At 59.5% G+C, this 15,462-nt stretch carries 17 protein-coding genes and 4 pseudogenes; 1 reads left to right on the top strand and 20 read right to left on the bottom strand.

The window, feature by feature from the left end; translation table 11 throughout:
* Window positions 1-34: 34 nt before the first annotated feature.
* The 14 genes and pseudogenes from QFX16_RS12380 to QFX16_RS12315 form a co-directional block, all read right to left on the bottom strand.
* Window positions 35-694: a hypothetical protein gene (locus QFX16_RS12380; RefSeq protein WP_283184132.1), complete on the bottom strand. Its 660-nt coding sequence runs from the start codon at window positions 692-694 to the stop codon at window positions 35-37.
* The gene (locus tag QFX16_RS12375) at window positions 691-999 is read right to left on the bottom strand and encodes a hypothetical protein (RefSeq protein WP_223527010.1); all 309 of its coding nucleotides are present in this window, start codon (window positions 997-999) and stop codon (window positions 691-693) included. The genes QFX16_RS12380 and QFX16_RS12375 overlap by 4 nt, the downstream gene beginning before the upstream one ends.
* Window positions 1,000-1,050: 51 nt before the next feature.
* Window positions 1,051-4,635, bottom strand: a complete 3,585-nt coding sequence (locus tag QFX16_RS12370; protein WP_283184131.1) for a TipJ family phage tail tip protein — start codon at window positions 4,633-4,635, stop codon at window positions 1,051-1,053.
* A gap of 59 nt (window positions 4,636-4,694) precedes the next feature.
* Window positions 4,695-5,180, bottom strand: a pseudogene (locus QFX16_RS12365) (tail assembly protein); the annotation flags it as partial.
* A gap of 200 nt (window positions 5,181-5,380) precedes the next feature.
* Window positions 5,381-6,322: pseudogene (locus QFX16_RS12360) on the bottom strand (phage tail length tape measure family protein); the annotation flags it as partial.
* 27 nt (window positions 6,323-6,349) lie between these two features.
* On the bottom strand, window positions 6,350-6,526 hold the full coding sequence (locus QFX16_RS12355; protein WP_283184130.1) for a phage tail assembly chaperone: 177 nt from the start codon (window positions 6,524-6,526) through the stop codon (window positions 6,350-6,352).
* A 9-nt stretch (window positions 6,527-6,535) separates the two neighbouring features.
* Complete coding sequence (locus QFX16_RS12350; RefSeq protein WP_283184129.1) at window positions 6,536-7,183, bottom strand: phage tail protein; 648 nt, start codon at window positions 7,181-7,183, stop codon at window positions 6,536-6,538.
* Window positions 7,184-7,253: 70 nt separating this feature from the next.
* Window positions 7,254-7,670: a phage tail terminator-like protein gene (locus tag QFX16_RS12345; RefSeq protein ID WP_283184128.1), complete on the bottom strand. Its 417-nt coding sequence runs from the start codon at window positions 7,668-7,670 to the stop codon at window positions 7,254-7,256.
* Window positions 7,667-8,323, bottom strand: a complete 657-nt coding sequence (locus tag QFX16_RS12340; RefSeq protein WP_283184127.1) for a hypothetical protein — start codon at window positions 8,321-8,323, stop codon at window positions 7,667-7,669. Before QFX16_RS12340 ends, QFX16_RS12345 begins: the two co-directional genes overlap by 4 nt.
* A complete protein-coding gene (locus tag QFX16_RS12335) occupies window positions 8,320-8,688 on the bottom strand; it encodes a hypothetical protein (protein WP_283184126.1) in 369 nt (122 codons plus the stop codon). Before QFX16_RS12335 ends, QFX16_RS12340 begins: the two co-directional genes overlap by 4 nt.
* Window positions 8,689-8,704: 16 nt before the next feature.
* On the bottom strand, window positions 8,705-9,205 hold the full coding sequence (locus QFX16_RS12330) for a DnaT-like ssDNA-binding protein (protein ID WP_283184125.1): 501 nt from the start codon (window positions 9,203-9,205) through the stop codon (window positions 8,705-8,707).
* A 3-nt stretch (window positions 9,206-9,208) separates the two neighbouring features.
* Entirely contained in the window at window positions 9,209-9,424 is a 216-nt protein-coding gene (locus QFX16_RS12325; protein ID WP_046047652.1) for a hypothetical protein, read from the bottom strand.
* A gap of 53 nt (window positions 9,425-9,477) precedes the next feature.
* Window positions 9,478-10,047: pseudogene (locus tag QFX16_RS12320) on the bottom strand (major capsid protein); the annotation flags it as partial.
* Window positions 10,043-10,513: pseudogene (locus QFX16_RS12315) on the bottom strand (hypothetical protein); the annotation flags it as partial. The pseudogenes QFX16_RS12315 and QFX16_RS12320, both read right to left, overlap by 5 nt.
* Window positions 10,514-10,631: 118 nt before the next feature.
* Here QFX16_RS12315 and QFX16_RS12310 point away from each other — a divergent pair.
* Window positions 10,632-11,189: a hypothetical protein gene (locus QFX16_RS12310; RefSeq protein WP_283184123.1), complete on the top strand. Its 558-nt coding sequence runs from the start codon at window positions 10,632-10,634 to the stop codon at window positions 11,187-11,189.
* On the opposite strand, the gene QFX16_RS12305 is transcribed toward QFX16_RS12310, so the two are convergent.
* The 6 genes from QFX16_RS12305 to QFX16_RS12280 all read right to left on the bottom strand — a co-directional run bounded on the left by QFX16_RS12305 (window position 11,163) and on the right by QFX16_RS12280 (window position 15,459).
* Window positions 11,163-12,248, bottom strand: coding sequence for a minor capsid protein (locus QFX16_RS12305; RefSeq protein ID WP_283184122.1), 1,086 nt, complete (start codon window positions 12,246-12,248; stop codon window positions 11,163-11,165). The two genes, QFX16_RS12310 and QFX16_RS12305, sit on opposite strands and share 27 nt — an antisense overlap.
* Window positions 12,223-13,686 carry a DUF4055 domain-containing protein gene (locus QFX16_RS12300; protein ID WP_283184121.1) on the bottom strand — a complete coding sequence of 488 codons (1,464 nt, stop codon included), beginning with the start codon at window positions 13,684-13,686 and terminating at the stop codon, window positions 12,223-12,225. Before QFX16_RS12300 ends, QFX16_RS12305 begins: the two co-directional genes overlap by 26 nt.
* Window positions 13,673-14,134: a DUF2280 domain-containing protein gene (locus QFX16_RS12295; RefSeq protein WP_046047660.1), complete on the bottom strand. Its 462-nt coding sequence runs from the start codon at window positions 14,132-14,134 to the stop codon at window positions 13,673-13,675. Before QFX16_RS12295 ends, QFX16_RS12300 begins: the two co-directional genes overlap by 14 nt.
* Before the next feature lie 31 nt (window positions 14,135-14,165).
* Window positions 14,166-14,789: a putative metallopeptidase gene (locus QFX16_RS12290; RefSeq protein ID WP_283184120.1), complete on the bottom strand. Its 624-nt coding sequence runs from the start codon at window positions 14,787-14,789 to the stop codon at window positions 14,166-14,168.
* Between the two features lie 179 nt (window positions 14,790-14,968).
* Window positions 14,969-15,202, bottom strand: coding sequence for a hypothetical protein (locus tag QFX16_RS12285; RefSeq protein WP_283184119.1), 234 nt, complete (start codon window positions 15,200-15,202; stop codon window positions 14,969-14,971).
* Window positions 15,203-15,270: 68 nt separating this feature from the next.
* Entirely contained in the window at window positions 15,271-15,459 is a 189-nt protein-coding gene (locus QFX16_RS12280; protein ID WP_283184118.1) for a hypothetical protein, read from the bottom strand.
* Window positions 15,460-15,462 lie beyond the last annotated feature (3 nt).

The following is a 15,462-nucleotide window of genomic DNA, read 5'->3' as shown; positions in this document are numbered from 1 at the left end:
TATCTCCAGATGAATAGGTGCGCAGCGAAAGAAGTCAGGCCAGTAATTTGGCGCAGAGGAATGGACGATGGCCTTGGTCAGTCCAGGCAGTTGTGGCGAGGCTGTACATCATGATCCGGCCATTGGCGTAATCGACGCCAAGTGCGCATCCGCCACCCGAAGCGTTGTTGTGGCAGTTCATGGCGAAAGGGTTCAGGGAGACATACTCGCCTGCGCCGAGCATCTTGTTGATTCCCCAGAAGTACCGGTGACCCACGGTCAGCTGCTCGTCTCCGAGGTACGTCCAGTTGCCAGCGGCGAAGGTCACGACCACCGCCGGCGCGCCACTGTCGTAAACAAGCGCCGCGTTCTGATCCCATAACCGCAGCCCATAGGCTGCTGTGCCCATGGACGACCAGGCCGCCACGAAATACTGGCCGCTTAACGTTGCGTTGACGTTGGATGCCTTCATGGTGAACCCGGTCCAGTTTCCCGGCCCACCGGTGAACCACACCGATATCGGAACCTGGATCGCTCCCTGGTCCGGGCGAATGAACACTAGCGGCGGATCCTGGCTCGTGATTGCTCTGGCAAACACACCCGATGCATTGGTAGTCCCTGAATACGACCCTTTGGTAAGCATGCAAAGCCTGGGAGCCTCGGCGTCGATCTGAACAAACGCATTGTCGTTGATGCTCTGAAATCCAAAACTCATGTCGAGTACCTTATCGCGTAGGCCTTGGCGGCAACCGTTGAGCCGATAGTGGAGGCACTTGAAGATGGATTTTTTCTCCTGACAACCACCTGGCCCACCGCCGTCGTGACGAACGGATAGGACTTTTGGTTCCCGCTCCCGTCGGTCTCGGATGACTGCACATCCTGGGCCCTTGTCGGAATGATCATGAACACGCAGTTGGCCGGGTTGAAGCCCGGAATGCTCAGCGTGTAGTCGGGCGCGACTCCACTGAAATCGATCACCCCTTGCCAGATCACCTGATAGGTGAAGCTGTTGGTGTCCATGGATAGGCCACCGCTTTCATCAAAAACACGCAGGCCAAATGAAGCCATAGTTCACCCCAGATAGCCGAGCCGGACACGCAGCACGTTGTTGGCGTCGTAAACCGAGACGTTCAACGAGCTGATCACCAGCCGCCCCTGACCGGGGACGATGCCGTTGATTTCAAGCGTTCCATCTTTATTGAGAATCCAGCCTTGCTGGCCGGCGATGTAGTTGGTCGAGCTGATGTAGCTGCCGATCTTGGCGTTGGTGATGGTGCCGTCCGCGATAAACGCCGAGTTCATGAACACCTGACCACCCTGCACCGCAAACGGTACCGAGATGGCGCCGCCGGCGATGGTGTTGACGATCGCAAACCTGTCGGCACTCACCAGGAACTGGCTTTGCAGTCCTGCCCCAGTGTTCTCAATGCCCAAGCCGATTCCGGCTGCTACGTACTGCCCCCCTGCGGTGATCTGCATCTTCACCGACCACATGGTCGACAACTTGCCGCTGGTGTCCGCGTAAGCAGTGGCTGTTTGCTGGATGGCCGCGGTGTTCTGCTGAATATCTGTGCCGTTTTGCCCAACGGTGACGCTCAGCTGATCGATCTTCGTGGCCGTTGCTGACTGGTTCGTGACCACGACCTTCTCGAGCGTTGTGATGTTGGCTGCGTTCTCGCCGACCTTTGCATCGACGGTGGTGATGCGCTGGGCCGTGGCTTCGTTTTCCGAGGCCCTGACCTTTTCCTCTGTCGCGATTGCGGCTGTGCTGGTCCAGCCCTTCAGCGCATCCGCCAAATCCCCTTCGCCATTGTCGTCGCGGGATGACGCGCGCAAGGCTTGGAAGGCCGTCGCTTGAGCAGTGACCGCGCCGTCGAGTTCGATGATCTCGGCAGTATTGGTCGCGACCTGTTGCGCCAGTCCATTGGCCGTCTCGACGGTCTGGCCAACGTCGAGCCAGAAGTCCTCATTTGGCGGCGGAGTGTCGAGCGGCACAGCGCCAGTCGCCTGATAGATACGCTTGCCAACCACAACCAGATCGTATTCAACATAGGTGGCTTCAGGGTCGTAGCCCTTGAGTCCGTCCAGTGCATCGATCTGCGCCTGAAGGCCGGGAATCTTCTCGATCTCGTCCAGCAGGTCCTGGCCGAGCTCCGTCTCGGTGATCTGGCCGGCGATCATTGCCAGGATCGGGGACGCGTTAGAGCTCGACTGGCCCTGCACACCGATACCGATTGGGTACCACGGGCCGATGTTGCCGATCCGGTCCACCAGGCGCGCCCAGAAGTAAAAGGTCACGCCAGCGGCTAGGCCGAGCATCGAGAAATCTCTTTGCGGGTAGGACAGGTCCGTCAGCTTGGTGGCAGCCGGCAGGCTGGTAGTCGGCCCGTACCAGATTTCAGTACGCTGGGTGTCCTCGGCGCCAGCCGGGAAGCCCCATTTCAGGTAGATGCCGAACAGCAGCGGCGTAGCCGTCAGGTAGCTGAGCGCCGGCGGCAGCCCCTCCTTGCCCTTCAGGTTGGTCAGGATCGAGTTGCGCCAGATCGACGAGATGTCGAAAGCACTCACCGCGCGGACGCGGGCCACGTAAGCGCCGGCGTAGATGCCAACCACGTCAACACTAGTCATGCCGGTGCGCTGCAGCTTGATCCAGTTGCCGCTGTCCTTGCGCCACTCCACGTCATAGCCAACCGCACCGTTCACCGCCGGCCAGGTGATGGTCATGGTGGCGACGGCGATGCCCTGGGAGACGACCGAGTTCGACGTGACGGTAACACTCGCCGGCGCCGGAACGACGGTGATCGGAATCACGCTGATCGGCCGCTCTTCCAGTCGTGCGCCGGTGTCGATATGAGCGAACTTGCTCGGGTCGTACTGGACGGCCGAGATCTCGAACACGCCAGCCTCTGGTCGAGATACAGAGGTCACGCGATACAACGGCACGGCCAGGTCGTCGGCATCGAGCGCCCAGACAAGCTCTGCCTCAGGCGCAACCGAATAGGACGTGGTTACTGTCACCGCACGACCGGCCACTGACTGCACGGTGCGACCTTCGCAGTTACCGTTAGGCAGGTTCAAGATTAGCCTGTCGCCTGCCTTGGCCTGGGTGTCACGGTCAAGCGTGATGACCCGGCCGGCTGCCGCCGAGATTCGCCCACCGATTGCGCGCCCAGCGAGCAGCTCATCCGCAACAGGGATGACGTAGCCCGGTAAAGGAATGCGCCCGTCCAGGCCAACCTTGAAGCTGATCCCGCGATCCTTGGAGTTGGTCAGTAGCGCCCACTTGCCACGGCGCTGCGCTTCAGACTCACGGGTGCAGCCGATCGCGCTGATCTCCAGCGGATTGTCGCCGTAGCGCCGCTGAAGCTTGGCATCCGTCACCGCAGTGACATCCGTGTCGTAGTTGTTGGCTGGGTTGTCGTAGCTGATCAGGGCTCGACTGTAGCGAGTGCGTTCCGATGCGCTCGAGTAAGTGAACTTGCCGTCGATGACATTCGCCCGGGTGTAGGCGAAGTCGAAGTCGGTGGCGCGCGGCATGTCGGACAGCGTGAAGACTTGGCCCTGAGCCCAGTAGGTCATGCCACGATAGATAGCCGAAATATCGCGCAGCAGTGACCAGGCGTCGGCCTTGCCCTGAAGGTTTAGATTACAGATGAAGCGCGGCTCTTGGCCGCCTTTACCATCCGGCACCAACTGATCGCAGTACTGAGCGATCCGGTACAGCTCCCACTTGTCGACCTGCCATGGCTTGATCCGGCGACCCAAGCCGAAGCGATCATTAACGGTGATGCCGTAGGTGGCCCACGCCGGGTTATCGGTCCAGGCCTCCTTGAAAGTACCGTCCCAGATCCCGGTATAGCTTCGAGTTTCCGGATTATAGTTGCTCGGCACCTGCCACTTGCGCGCAGGGCAGTCGACCGTCACGGCCGGAATACTGCGGAACTGCTCGGCCGAAAATTCGATGTAGAGCAGCGCAGTGTTCGGGTAGCGCAGCTTGGCGTCGATCACCTCAGTCAAGCCGGCGATCTGCATGGTGTCGGCGATTTTGTTGTTGTTCTGGTTCGGGGTTATACGGGTGACGCGCAACAACCACCCGCTTGTCGCCGCCGGCAGATCAATCCGCCGAGTGCGTTCGTAGGTGGTAGTGGTTTTGCCGTCCACAGCTTCGCTCAGCACCTGCTGATAGGCGCCGCCGTCGGTTGCGACTTCGACCTTGTACTCAATTCTGTAGCCGTTGATGTTGTTTTCAGCATCTACAGACTGAAGAGCTGCCCACGCAAATCGCAGGCGCACCGCTGACAGTTCGGTATTGCTGATTGCGCGCACCCAAGGCGTGCCGCTGCGCAGCTCGATCCCTAAGGTGGTTTCGTTCGCTACAGATGGGATGCCCTGGATGTAGCCTTGCTCGACCGACCCGTTGCGAAACTCCCACTTCACGTTTGGGAAGTTCATATTGCCCTGGGGATCTTGCAGCGGCGTATTGTCGAGATAGATGTCCTGAGCGGTCGGATTCCCTGCGAACTCCCCCTCGCCGATAGCAATCAGAATCTTGGCCATGGCCACCGAGCGCAGACTGTCGGGTGCCTCGGTTGGGGTTTTCGGCTTGTCCGATCCGCCCTTGGCGCCGTAAATATCAAGCTGCTGTGCTGCGCCCATGCTTTTCTCCAGGCAATAAAAAACCGCCTCACGGGCGGCTGCGTTGTTTGGCAGTTTGGCTACATCTGGTCTTCGGCATAAATCTCGGCGCTGACAATCGCGCCACCCCACCGGCGCCTGCCGATGCAGAGCGGCACTGGATTGCCGGATGCCGTGGTGTTCTTGGCGCTTCCGAAGGCATAGCCGGGAGTGTTCTCGGCGGCTGCGCTGGTTTTAAGACCGCCTGGTTGTGGGCTGAGCATTTGAATGACCCCTCCGGCGATCAAGGAGGCCCCCATCATGATCAGAGCCGAGCCAAACGGCGCTCCTGCACCAAACGTACCGCCGGTAATAACCAGGCCCACTACGATGAGCACCGCGCCGATGATTGTCTGAAGTGCTCCTGCCTTTTTGTTGCCGGTAATGATGGGCGCGATGCGGATATCGCCATCTCCTGCGTATCCCAATTCCCCCTCCCCAATATTCGTCTTCCCGCGAAAAACCGCGAATTCAACGCCCTTGGATTTCGCATTGGAAAGAAATCGCTCGAAGCCAGGGATCTGTACGTGCTGACCGCCAGAGTCTGCTTGCGCAGGCGGCCTTCTTCGTTGGTGGCGATGATCGACAGTTCGCTGTCACTCTCCTGCTGCGCCTTGACCATGGCGCTGCGAGCATCGGCGATCTTCTGATCGATCTGGATGACCTGCGCCGCAGTCGTGCCCTTTTTGGCCTTGGCCGCTTCGAGCGCATCGATTTCCGACTGGTAACTCTGCGCAACCTCTTCCGTCTGTTGCTTCAGTAGGCTGACACGCTGCTCGGTGTAGCTGGCCTGAGAGATCACCCCGGCACGTTGCGAGGCTTCGAGCTCCTTGTCCGCGTTTTTGTAGTAGGCCACGGTCGCGCTGACCTGCCGCGCCATTTCGCCCAGCTGCTCGGAGCTCAGGCCAGCGGAGTTGCCAGTGAGGACCAGCCCCTTGTTGTACGCATCCTGCTCTTCGCTGCCCTTGTAATAGGCAACAGCCAGAGCGCCGACAGCGGCAGTGGCCAGGGCGATCGGGGCAAGGATGGCAAGCAAGCCAGCAGCCGAAGCGCCAGCACCTGCGCCCAACTGAGCCACGGCACGAACGCCGCTACCCCAGTCCCCGGACGACAACGCGTTGCCGAGCTGAACGACGTTTTCCTGCGCCTGGCGAGTACCAAGCTTTAGCTTGTCGAATCCGGTGGCAGTCTTCTCCAGCGCCGCATAGTTGCCGTCGATCTTGCCCAGCGCTGCGTTGTACTGGTCCTGGCTGATCCGCCCTGCGTCGAGGTGCTTACCCAGCTGCTCAACCTGGCTGTCCAGTTTGCCCATGGCCGCGCGGGCCGGGTCAAGTGCACCCAGCAGGCTGTTCAGGGCCTTCTGTTCATCCAGCGTCGACTTGGCCAGGGCCACTTGCTGCTTATCGAGCTGCGCAGTGATCTTGGTGAATTCGGCCTCGCCATAAGCGCCGGTCTTGGTGAGTTTCGCCAGACTCTCGCGCTGCTTGGCCAGTTCCTGCGTGGTGGTCGCGCCTTTCGACAGCGACTTCTCCAGCGCCTCCATCTCTTTCATCAGGCCGACGGCAGACTGCTCTGCCCGCTCGCCGGACTTGGTCAGCTTGTCGAGATCGGTCGCAGCCTGGGCAGCATCAGCGGAGTCGACCTTGATGCCGAGTTCTGCAATGTTCATCGACTCACCTTGAATAAGTGCCCGTCTTCACGGGCTGTTGTCGCGGGCTTCCGCTTTGGCCTTCCAGGAATCGAACAGTTCAGCCAGTGCCGTACGGTCGCGGTACTTGAAGGTGAACGGCACCATTGCCGGCTTTTCGCCGACCTGGGGGATGGCCACGTCGACAGTGAACGTCGGCTTTGGCGCGATGGAAAACTTTGCCATGGAAACCCCTTAGGCGTTGTAGCGAGTTGGGCGGGAGGCGAACGACAGAGTGATGGTCCGGGTCATGATGTTGTTGCGACTCAGCGTCGGGGTCGCGGTGATCGACACGTACGCGTAGTAATAGATGGTTGCGCCGCCAGGGAGGTTTGCACGCACCAGACGCGGCTCTTTGTCTTCGTCGGCAGTCTCGACCAGAGCCACATAGGCTTGAGCCGGATCATCAGCAACCGGCAGCGTCATGCTGCTGGCCGACTTGGTGGTGGGCAGTTGACGGTCATCATCGTCTTCGAGGAAGCCGTACGTGAGGAACTGCTGTTCGCCGCCGTTGGCAGCGGGCTCAGTGATCTGCGCGATCTGCGTCCAGCCAGAAGCGGCACGGACAGTGCCCGCACCAGAACCGGCCGGGTAGTTCTTCACGCTGGTGGTATCCACGCCTTCAGCCGCGAAGGTGCCGATTTCGGAGTCGACGACGCGAGCCGGTCGACCGTTCAGCTTCGCCCAAGCGGAATCAATTACGATCACGTCGCCATCGGCCAGGCCGTGGGCGGCAGCGGTCAGCACTGCCGGTTTGGCGTTACTGATAGCAGTGAACGCTTTGGCAGTGCTCAGGGTGGCCGCGATCTCGAACGTAGTGCCGTTGGGAATCTTGACGCTCATGGGTTTTCCTCTTTGCAGAAATGACAAAACCCGCTCAATGGCGGGTTCTGGGTTTGCCCAACGGGCTAATTCAGTTGGTGTCGGCTCGGTACAAGAACGAAACCGGCACTGTATAGGTCGTGTCGTCTGGAATGCCGGGGCCTGGATCAACCGGTGTCATCGTCACAACGGTCAGCGCACCCTTGGTGTTCCGCTCGTACAGCGGGAACAACACGGCGATCTGGTCGGCCAGTGCACCAGCCGCGCCACGGTACTTGCCCGATGGCGTCACGATGCTGACCTGAAACACGCCGGTGTACAGCTTGTGATCGCCGCCGAGCGTGTTGCTCGCGGTGTCCGCTGGCAGCGTGAACGCTTTGAGGAAGGTCGCGCCGTTCACAGGTGTATAGGCCTCGTTCTCGACGACGACCTTTAGCGGTACCGGCAAGGCTTTCGCCCAGTTGATCAGCTTGGCCTCATAGATCGAGGCGATGATGTTGTGGCTCATATCTGGTTGTTCCTGATGGCCTCCTGCACGATCTGCTGGAAGCGGGCCACGGTGATGCGGACCATGCCGCCCGGCGCCTGGTTCGAATGTCCGAACTCGAGCGGGATGGCGTACGGCAGGTTGTTGATGAGGTAGGCAGTCTGGCCGGCGGTGAAGTCGCTGACTGCCGAGACCAGTGCGGCAATCGTCTCCTGGCCGCTCGGGTCGACCTCGTCAAACGTTACGTTCTCGACGACATCAATGGAGAGGTGCCAGTTCGCCCGGAACCTTCCGCCGACGTAATCCTTGCCGGCGACCAGACCGTTCACGTTGAAGTTCTGGTCCCGCTCGGTTTTGGTCAGCGGCTTGGCGTACTTTACGTTGCGCTTCAGCTTGCCAGCCTTGGTGAAATTGCTCGGAGTCAGTGCGGTGATGACGTTGCGGACCTCAACATGATCATCATACGCGTCAGCCAAGGCCTTGTTGCCGGCCCGGTGAGCGACGTTCGCCGCCCAGATCTCAGGGTTTCCCACTGGAGACATGCGGATGACGCTACTACCGACCTCAATGATGATCTCACGCAGACTGGCGTCGATGGCTTCAGTGGCCTTCGCTGCGAATTCAGCAAGGCTCAGAGCGAAGCTACCGGACTGGCCGGCGCCCGCACGACTCACGATCGAACCTGCAGTTCGTACAGAATCGGTGTGCCTGCCGGATTGATCTCTTTCAGCGGAGGAACAATTGACCAGGTGCGGCCTTGAACGACGACCTTGTTTAGCAGGTCAGGCACCCATGCCAGTCCCTGCGCGGCGATCTTGAGCTTCTTGTCGCCCTGCTTTATGAGGCTGTTGTTCTGGAATTCTTGGCCGGTGAAGTCGAGCAGGATGCCCTGAGCGGTCTGTTCGGTGATGGTGTCAGGCGGCGCGCTACCGGTGTCGGGGTCGTACTCGCCGACGGTGATTGCCCGGATGATCACGGGCTGGCCGAACTCTGTGATCATCTCCAGAGCCATCACGGCCATTTCGTCGTAGAAGGCCATGGAGGCTCCGTTTCAGCTATGCGCGGACGGCGAACAGGCCCCGCTTCTGTAGATAGTCGGCAAACTGCGTGGCGCTTGGCCGGTCCGGCGCCGCCGGCAACAGTCTGCCGCTGGTGTTGGAAATCGTCGCGTACTCGCGATCAACTGCGCCCTCGACGCGCTCACGGGTGATTGCACCCTTTCGCTTGTCGATCGGGTCGATGTCGTCGGTGTGAATCTCGGCAGCCAAGGCCATCTGGCCGTACTGGATGCGAGCCGGTAGGTAGTTGTCGGGCTTGATCTGGCAGTCCAGTTCAACCCCTCGGCGCGGCCAGGCCAGAGCCTGATCACTGTCCATCTTGCGACCCTTCCAGGTCATGCCATCCATCGCCAAGGCGGACCGGCGAAGCAGTGCTTCTTGCGCTGGCTCGTCCGCAGGGATGGTCACGCCGAACTTGCCGGCATACATGACCAGGTCCGCGGCGCTCGCGTAGCTTTCGGCGTCTGGCTTGCCGGTGCCGTCCTCGATGATGAGCATGGGTCAGTCCTTGGGTTTGTTCAGGTCAGCGCCTGCCTTCGCAGGTGCGGCGCGGTACTCAGCCTTCAGCGTAGCCTTCGGCGGCTTCTCAACTTCGCCGCCACGGTCTTCCGTGACATTGGCATCGATGATGATCAAGCCTTCCTTCTTGGCAATTGCCTTCACGTCATCTTCGTAGCGGTGGAACGGGCCCGGCAGATACCAGATGTTATCAGTCATCACTGTCACTCCGCTGCGCCAGGGCATTATGCCCCGGGGCAGTCATCAGGTGGTTACTTGGAGGCGTCGCCGATCAGAGCAACACCGGCGGTGTCCTTGATACTGGCTGCGGTTTTGTCCCAGTTGGTGCCGGTGGCGAGCGCGGCGCTGGATGGCGACTTGCCGCCGTTCGCGACATCCCAGGTGTAACCCTTGATACCGAGGCCGAAGGTGTAGTCCACCTGGATGGTCGTGGTGATGCGCTCGTTACCGTTGTTGGTCTGCACGTTCGAGATGATGTCTCGGTTGTCGTGCACCAGCGCCGCACCAGCTGCCAGACCCAGGATGATTTCCTTGTTTGGCGTGCCGGTTTGAGCGAGAGCCGGCGCATCGGTGACGATCGAGGTCTTGCCGAGGATGTCGACGACGCGAACGTTGCCGGCCTGGAACAGGTTGTTCGGGTTCGCGAGGCCTTGGCCGACCAGCTTGTGCCAGGTGGTGCCCTGCATGACTTGAGCAACAAGGTTCTGGCTGGCATCGCCGAACTTCGCATGCGCGCTGTTCAGGCCGGACTGGGAGATGCCAAGAGTGGCCGACACGTCGTTCACCGCAGCTGCTTGCGCAGTGATGGCCGCCAACAGGCTTCCCGTCGCGCTGTTCGACGCTCAGACGGCGCTCGATGTGCGGCAACAGGGCTTTGGCGCTGCCTGGGATTGCCAGGGCAGACGCGATATCAGTAGCGGTACGGCCGACAGTCAGATCCCGGATCTGAGTGCTCAGCGTTCCACGCTCCTGTTCCAGCATGCCGTTCAGCTCAGCTTCGCGGCGGGTGAATTTTTCAGTCCAAGAGCGTTCGAGCTCTTCGACGTTGCCGGACTTCCGGGCATTCTCTTCGCGCTCCAGGCGGGCCTGATCTTCGGCATCCTTGCGCGCCTTGTCGGCGGCTTTCTTCTCGTCCAGCAGCTCCTGGACCTTGGATTTCAGGCCAGAGACATCCTCAGGCTGCGGCAGACCTTCGATGCCGAGTACGAACTTGCCGTCCTTCTCGGTGTAAAGAGCGCGCACGGCTTCGTCGACACCATCCAGGCTGTCCAGTTGGAATTTCAGCATTTGTTGTCTCCCAGAGACGTTGGTGCAGGCCCTGCCTGCGAGAAAAACGCCATCAAGACGTTTGAATTACGGCCAATCGAGTGTTTAATGCGGGCCTTTTTTTAGGAAGGAATCGAGCATGAGAAACGGATCGCCCGTACCTCAAACATCCATCGGCCAGAATGGTGGTCCCACAAACTGGGGTCCTGTATTGATTTGTTTGATTACGGCCACTTTCACGCTAGGAGGTACAGTCGTGCCATCCTTCATGGATGGGCGCAAAGAAGCCGGCAAGCTGACCCAAGAAAAAGAAGCTGCTTGCATCAAAAGAATCGATGACCAAGAAGCTAACTTTAGAGCTTTGGCGAAGGACTTTTCCGTTTCTATGGGGCGCTTTGATGTCGAACTCCATGATGGAACTCGGGGAATGAGAGTTCTCATTCCTCAAGCCGCAGAGCTTTCGGATAACGGTCGTAAAATTGCCGTTTACTCCAATCGAGCGATGAACGAAACCACGGTAGACCTAGTTACTGCTATCGCCGAAGCGGTCTATGGTTCAGTAGAGACCGTTAAAGAAACCTCAGAAAAACTTGATCGATTGATTCCTCAGTGGACTGAACGGTACTTCCAAGAACTAGACGCCATTGCATCTAAAAGAGCCGAATGCACATCAAAGACCAGCGCGGACAAACGCTAGAGGCTCCAATGCCTTCATCTCGGCGAGAGTCAGCGGCGAGAAATTGCGATCAAGCTGCAGCTCGGAAAATCGTTCGATGCTCAGGCCACCTTCGCGGAACAGCTTTGCCCGAACCGGACCGATTGCTCGGTCTTGAAACGCCGCCGGCTGCTGCTTGAGCCAATCGTAATAGCTGAGGTCTGCCCTCACCTGCTGGGCACCGCCGTCGCCGATGGATGCGCGCGTGGCGTCCTTGGCGAACAGAGCGCTGAAGCGAGTGACAGCCACCACCGTAGAGCGACAGTTGATGTGGATTGGCGGCCTCGGCCCCTCAGTCAGCTTGAACCGTTGCTTGTCGAGCGTCCGGCACTGACTGGTCGTCTTCGTGTCCAGGGTGCTGACCCACTCCACCGCCTGCACGACGTCGGAGTTCTCTTTCAGTGTCTCCATGCGCGCTTGGGTGGCGACATGCTGGACCGCCGTCCGCACCACAGCGCCGGCATTCCGGTTTGTCGTGGCCAGGATGCCGTCGTTGTACTGGAGCGCTTTGGTGCCCCGGATGTTCTTGATGATCTGGAAATTCGTCTGGCCTTCGAAGAAGCCCTGCCGGATCGCGCCAGTGAGGCGTTGTCGCTCGGTGGCGGTGAAGCCATCAATGAAAGACTTGAGCAGCTTGCCGCCATCAGCACCGCGCACGCTGAGCGGGTTGCCGAGGATTGCCGTCCTGATTGCAGCAGCACCTGGCACCGCCGCGTCAAACGAGACGCCCACCGGCGCCGCCCGGGTCAGGCTGGTCGCTTCGAACTCGGCCTCGTAGTTCGCAATGTCGATCAGGTCGAGGTTCAGCTTGTTGCTGTAGCGGTTGAAGATGCCCAGCAGCAGGCTATCGACTTCGCTCAGCAATCGCTCCAGCCTGACGATGGTGTAATCCGTCAGATCGGTCCGGGTCAGCCGCTCGCGGATCGAGCGATCGATCTCCTTGAGGAAAGGCCCGAACTTGGCGACCTCCCCCGACTTCAACTGCTCGAGGAAAACGGCGTGCCGAATGGTGGCATCAAGGATTGCTTGGTTTGCCGCCATTCGGAATTACCTCAGTGTCGTCCAGAGCAGGCCCAGGGCTTTCTGTTTCCAGTTCGTCGCGGATCTGGTCGTCGGTCTTTTCAGGATCGATAACCCCGCGATCTCGCAGGTACTGCCAGAAGTCGCCCGCCGGCAGCTTGCCGCCCTGCACTGCGTTGAACAGCGCGGTGAGGATCGTTGCGTCCAGGCTGATTTGGCTGAAATCCTGATTGAGTTTGTAGACGACCTCACCGGGTGCATTCACGAACTCAGCCATCCAGACCAGGCACTGGCTGTAGGCCTCGCTGACGTTGCTGACCACCAGCGACAGCACGCTGTGTTCCGCGGCGCTGTCGTTGTCGGCTTGGGTCGCGGTCTTCACCGCGCTACCCCGCTCGATCAGTCGGGCGCCGAGCGAAACCATGTCCTCTTTCTTGCCGTCCATTGCCTCTTTGGCAACGGTGTTGGGCTGAGCCTGCCAGACGCCGCAGGTGCCACTGACCGGAAGCAGCCAAGGCGCACGGGAGCCGAGGAAGATGCCGCCCTTCTCCATGTGATCGCGCCACTGCTCATCAAGGCCGGCCATCCATGGCTGAGGCTGGCCCACCAGGTAGGCCGCCTCTTCGTAGTCAGCACTGTTGCGGTAATGGCCGATGTTGACTTCAGCCATGTCGTACAGCGGCGAATCGTCGATGCTGGTGTCGTTGTTCTCGCTGCCCAGAAACTGGAACGGGATCACTCGCCACGGCTGACCGAGACCATTCAGTGGGGTGAAGGGCGCGATGGTCATTGCTGTTTCGCTGGGGCCCTCTTCCCACACCTCCTGCGTGTAGACGCCGGCCGCATCCAGGCGCAGCACTCGAAACTGAACAACCTGTTCGCTGCCAAACCCGTCATCGGTGTCGACATCGACCGTCTCACGCAGCACGACCAGACTCAGCAGATGCTGGCCACCGACTTGGCGAGTCTTCCAGTTGATGATCGACTCAGCCGAATAGCTGGCAACGCTTGCCCGGGCCCGGCCTGCCTGTTCGTCTGCCTTGCTCACCGAGCCGGCCACCACAGCCGCGTAATCCACCAACAGCCCGTGACGACCGACTTCGAGCAGATGGCCGATCTTGAAGCCGACAATCGTCTGCGGCTTCTCCATCGACCGGCAAATCACAGTGCCGCGATACTGCCGGCCGCTGTAGATGTGAACCTCATGGTTCGCCTGGTTGATCTTGGTCTTCAGTCCCCAGTCGTAGGCCACCTCTTCCACTGTCGGATAGAAGATGTCCCGGATCTGCGGGTAAGTCGGTGCGAAGTAGCCAGCGTTGACGCCAGGCCACTCCATGAAGTGCTTGCACAGCGCTGAGCATCCCACCCAGGTCTTACCTGAGCCGAACCCTGCAACGAATGCGCGGAATTTGTGGGGTAGCGTGAGGAAGTGAGCCTGCGGAACGTTAAGGCTCGGCATTCGGCTTCCTCGCATCCACTACGTCGACCTGGATGCGGGTCGGGATAGCAGGCTCGTCGTCAGGCTCATCCTTGCGGTTGCGGTTGACGTACATATCGCCGGTTTCTTTCGCGGCCTGCTCCAGAATCTGCATGGCGAGGCCGATGTTCTTCATCGTCTCGGCCTTCTCCACGAAGCGGTTCATAGCGCGGAGCCGGAAAGCACGATTGGCGATCGGAATCTCAGCCGTCTCTTCGCGAAAACGCTTTCTGGTGTCGTGGAACAGGGTTTGCCACTTCAACGCCAGCCCCTTGCCGGACGTCTTGGTTGGGTCATGTGTTTCCACCTGTTGGCGGCTCAACACAACGCCGAATTCGTTCTTGACGGATTCAACCACCTGAGAAGGTGTGTCAAAGCACGCCAGAGCCTGAACGATGAAGCTCTTCACCTCATTTTTCAGGACTGCCATAAGTTCTCATCCGTCCAGTGCCTGTCCAGAATCAGGCCGACTTGAGCAGACAGGTTCCGCAGGCCCTCGATATGTTCAATTTCCCTACCTCAGCAGGTTTGTTTGCTGCATCCACCAACGCCTGAACGTCAGGGCTCGCACCATAGCGGCGAACCACACCGACGAACTCTTCGACGTCGTGTCCGCGCATCTCGATCTTGGGTGCGCCCTCCTTGGTGAAGGCTGGCTGACCGTATTTGTCTTTGGCGTGGGCCAGGTGATACAGCTCATGCTCAACCAGGGCGCAAAAGTCAGCGTCGCTGCACTGAGAGCAGTAGTCAGCAGCCAAGGTGATGATGAAGGCCGGCACATCGCCGAACCAGTCACGCATCTGCTGTTCCATCCGGGCTTTCTGCCAACCACCAGCGCGGAACGCCACTTGCTCGACCTGGCCAAGCACTCGGCGACCCTTCTTCTCGAAACTGCTCGATGCCCACATGATCCGGATATCAGCATCCCGTAGATGGGCGTGGTCTTCGTTGTGGATGCAGCCGGTGTCGGCAAGGATCTCGGCTTGGAGCCAATCCCACACTTCAGGGGCTGGAGTCAGGCGGATGCCGAAGTCGGATAGCTCGGACAGCTCAAGCAGTGACGATGGAGGGTACGGCCTATCCATGGGTCACCTTGCACTTGAAATGGTGGTGCGTTGCAGGTAAGGCAGGAGTTGACTCGATGCAGGAGGCAGAGCTATGCCAAGAGTTTATGTAGTTCAGCGCAAGCTATGCATGATTGCCGATTCATCCGGCCTGCCATGCGGCGCCATAATCCAAGTGCCCTCATGAAAGGCCGACCCTCTTAGCTTTCACCATCATGCACAGTGACCCTAACTCCCGTAGCGACAATCTCGTACTCGGTTTCGGAAATCTTATTCACGGCACCACCAAATTGCATTTCGAAATGCTTCAGGCCTTCATGTCGAACCATGCCGCTTGGCGAGCGCTCAATGGTCTCGTCCTGATATATGTTAATCACGTAGTCCAAGTTATCCGTGCCAACTCCAACTATTTTTCCAACATATTTATCTGCCATGTCCGAACTCCTTGCATGAAATTTCAAAGTAGCTGGTACTGACAGATGAATCCACAGCATTGAACAGTTCACTTCACCATGATGTTGGTCTGCATCTGGGCGTGCCCGTGCAAGAGAGACACGACCAGTCCTTGAGGGAGGCCCGCAGCCTTCGCAGCGTCAATCGCTTTGGCGATGGCGCTATCCAGCTCAGTAATAGCCTGGTTAATGGCTGGGCTCAGCGGTAATGCGTGATGCAGGCGGGTGACGTTGGTCATGCC

Source organism: Pseudomonas svalbardensis, assembly GCF_030053115.1.
GTDB classification, from domain to species: Bacteria; Pseudomonadota; Gammaproteobacteria; order Pseudomonadales; family Pseudomonadaceae; genus Aquipseudomonas; species Aquipseudomonas svalbardensis.
This window is presented reverse-complemented; position numbering and strand designations above follow the sequence as displayed.

Bases quoted from the DNA above. Each gene is read 5' to 3' on its own strand.
- QFX16_RS12380 (WP_283184132.1), bottom strand. From the start codon at position 694: ATGAGTTTTGGATTTCAGAGCATCAACGACAATGCGTTTGTTCAGATC.
- QFX16_RS12345 (WP_283184128.1), bottom strand. From the start codon at position 7,670: ATGAGCCACAACATCATCGCCTCGATCTATGAGGCCAAGCTGATCAAC.
- QFX16_RS12295 (WP_046047660.1), bottom strand. From the start codon at position 14,134: ATGGCAGTCCTGAAAAATGAGGTGAAGAGCTTCATCGTTCAGGCTCTG.
- QFX16_RS12350 (WP_283184129.1), bottom strand. From the start codon at position 7,183: ATGAGCGTCAAGATTCCCAACGGCACTACGTTCGAGATCGCGGCCACC.
- QFX16_RS12305 (WP_283184122.1), bottom strand. From the start codon at position 12,248: ATGGCGGCAAACCAAGCAATCCTTGATGCCACCATTCGGCACGCCGTT.
- QFX16_RS12335 (WP_283184126.1), bottom strand. From the start codon at position 8,688: ATGGCCTTCTACGACGAAATGGCCGTGATGGCTCTGGAGATGATCACA.
- QFX16_RS12280 (WP_283184118.1), bottom strand. From the start codon at position 15,459: ATGACCAACGTCACCCGCCTGCATCACGCATTACCGCTGAGCCCAGCC.
- QFX16_RS12330 (WP_283184125.1), bottom strand. From the start codon at position 9,205: ATGCTCATCATCGAGGACGGCACCGGCAAGCCAGACGCCGAAAGCTAC.
- QFX16_RS12375 (WP_223527010.1), bottom strand. From the start codon at position 999: ATGGACACCAACAGCTTCACCTATCAGGTGATCTGGCAAGGGGTGATC.
- QFX16_RS12370 (WP_283184131.1), bottom strand. From the start codon at position 4,635: ATGGGCGCAGCACAGCAGCTTGATATTTACGGCGCCAAGGGCGGATCG.
- QFX16_RS12300 (WP_283184121.1), bottom strand. From the start codon at position 13,686: ATGCCGAGCCTTAACGTTCCGCAGGCTCACTTCCTCACGCTACCCCAC.
- QFX16_RS12325 (WP_046047652.1), bottom strand. From the start codon at position 9,424: ATGACTGATAACATCTGGTATCTGCCGGGCCCGTTCCACCGCTACGAA.
- QFX16_RS12310 (WP_283184123.1), top strand. From the start codon at position 10,632: ATGAGAAACGGATCGCCCGTACCTCAAACATCCATCGGCCAGAATGGT.
- QFX16_RS12290 (WP_283184120.1), bottom strand. From the start codon at position 14,789: ATGGATAGGCCGTACCCTCCATCGTCACTGCTTGAGCTGTCCGAGCTA.
- QFX16_RS12355 (WP_283184130.1), bottom strand. From the start codon at position 6,526: ATGGCAAAGTTTTCCATCGCGCCAAAGCCGACGTTCACTGTCGACGTG.
- QFX16_RS12285 (WP_283184119.1), bottom strand. From the start codon at position 15,202: ATGGCAGATAAATATGTTGGAAAAATAGTTGGAGTTGGCACGGATAAC.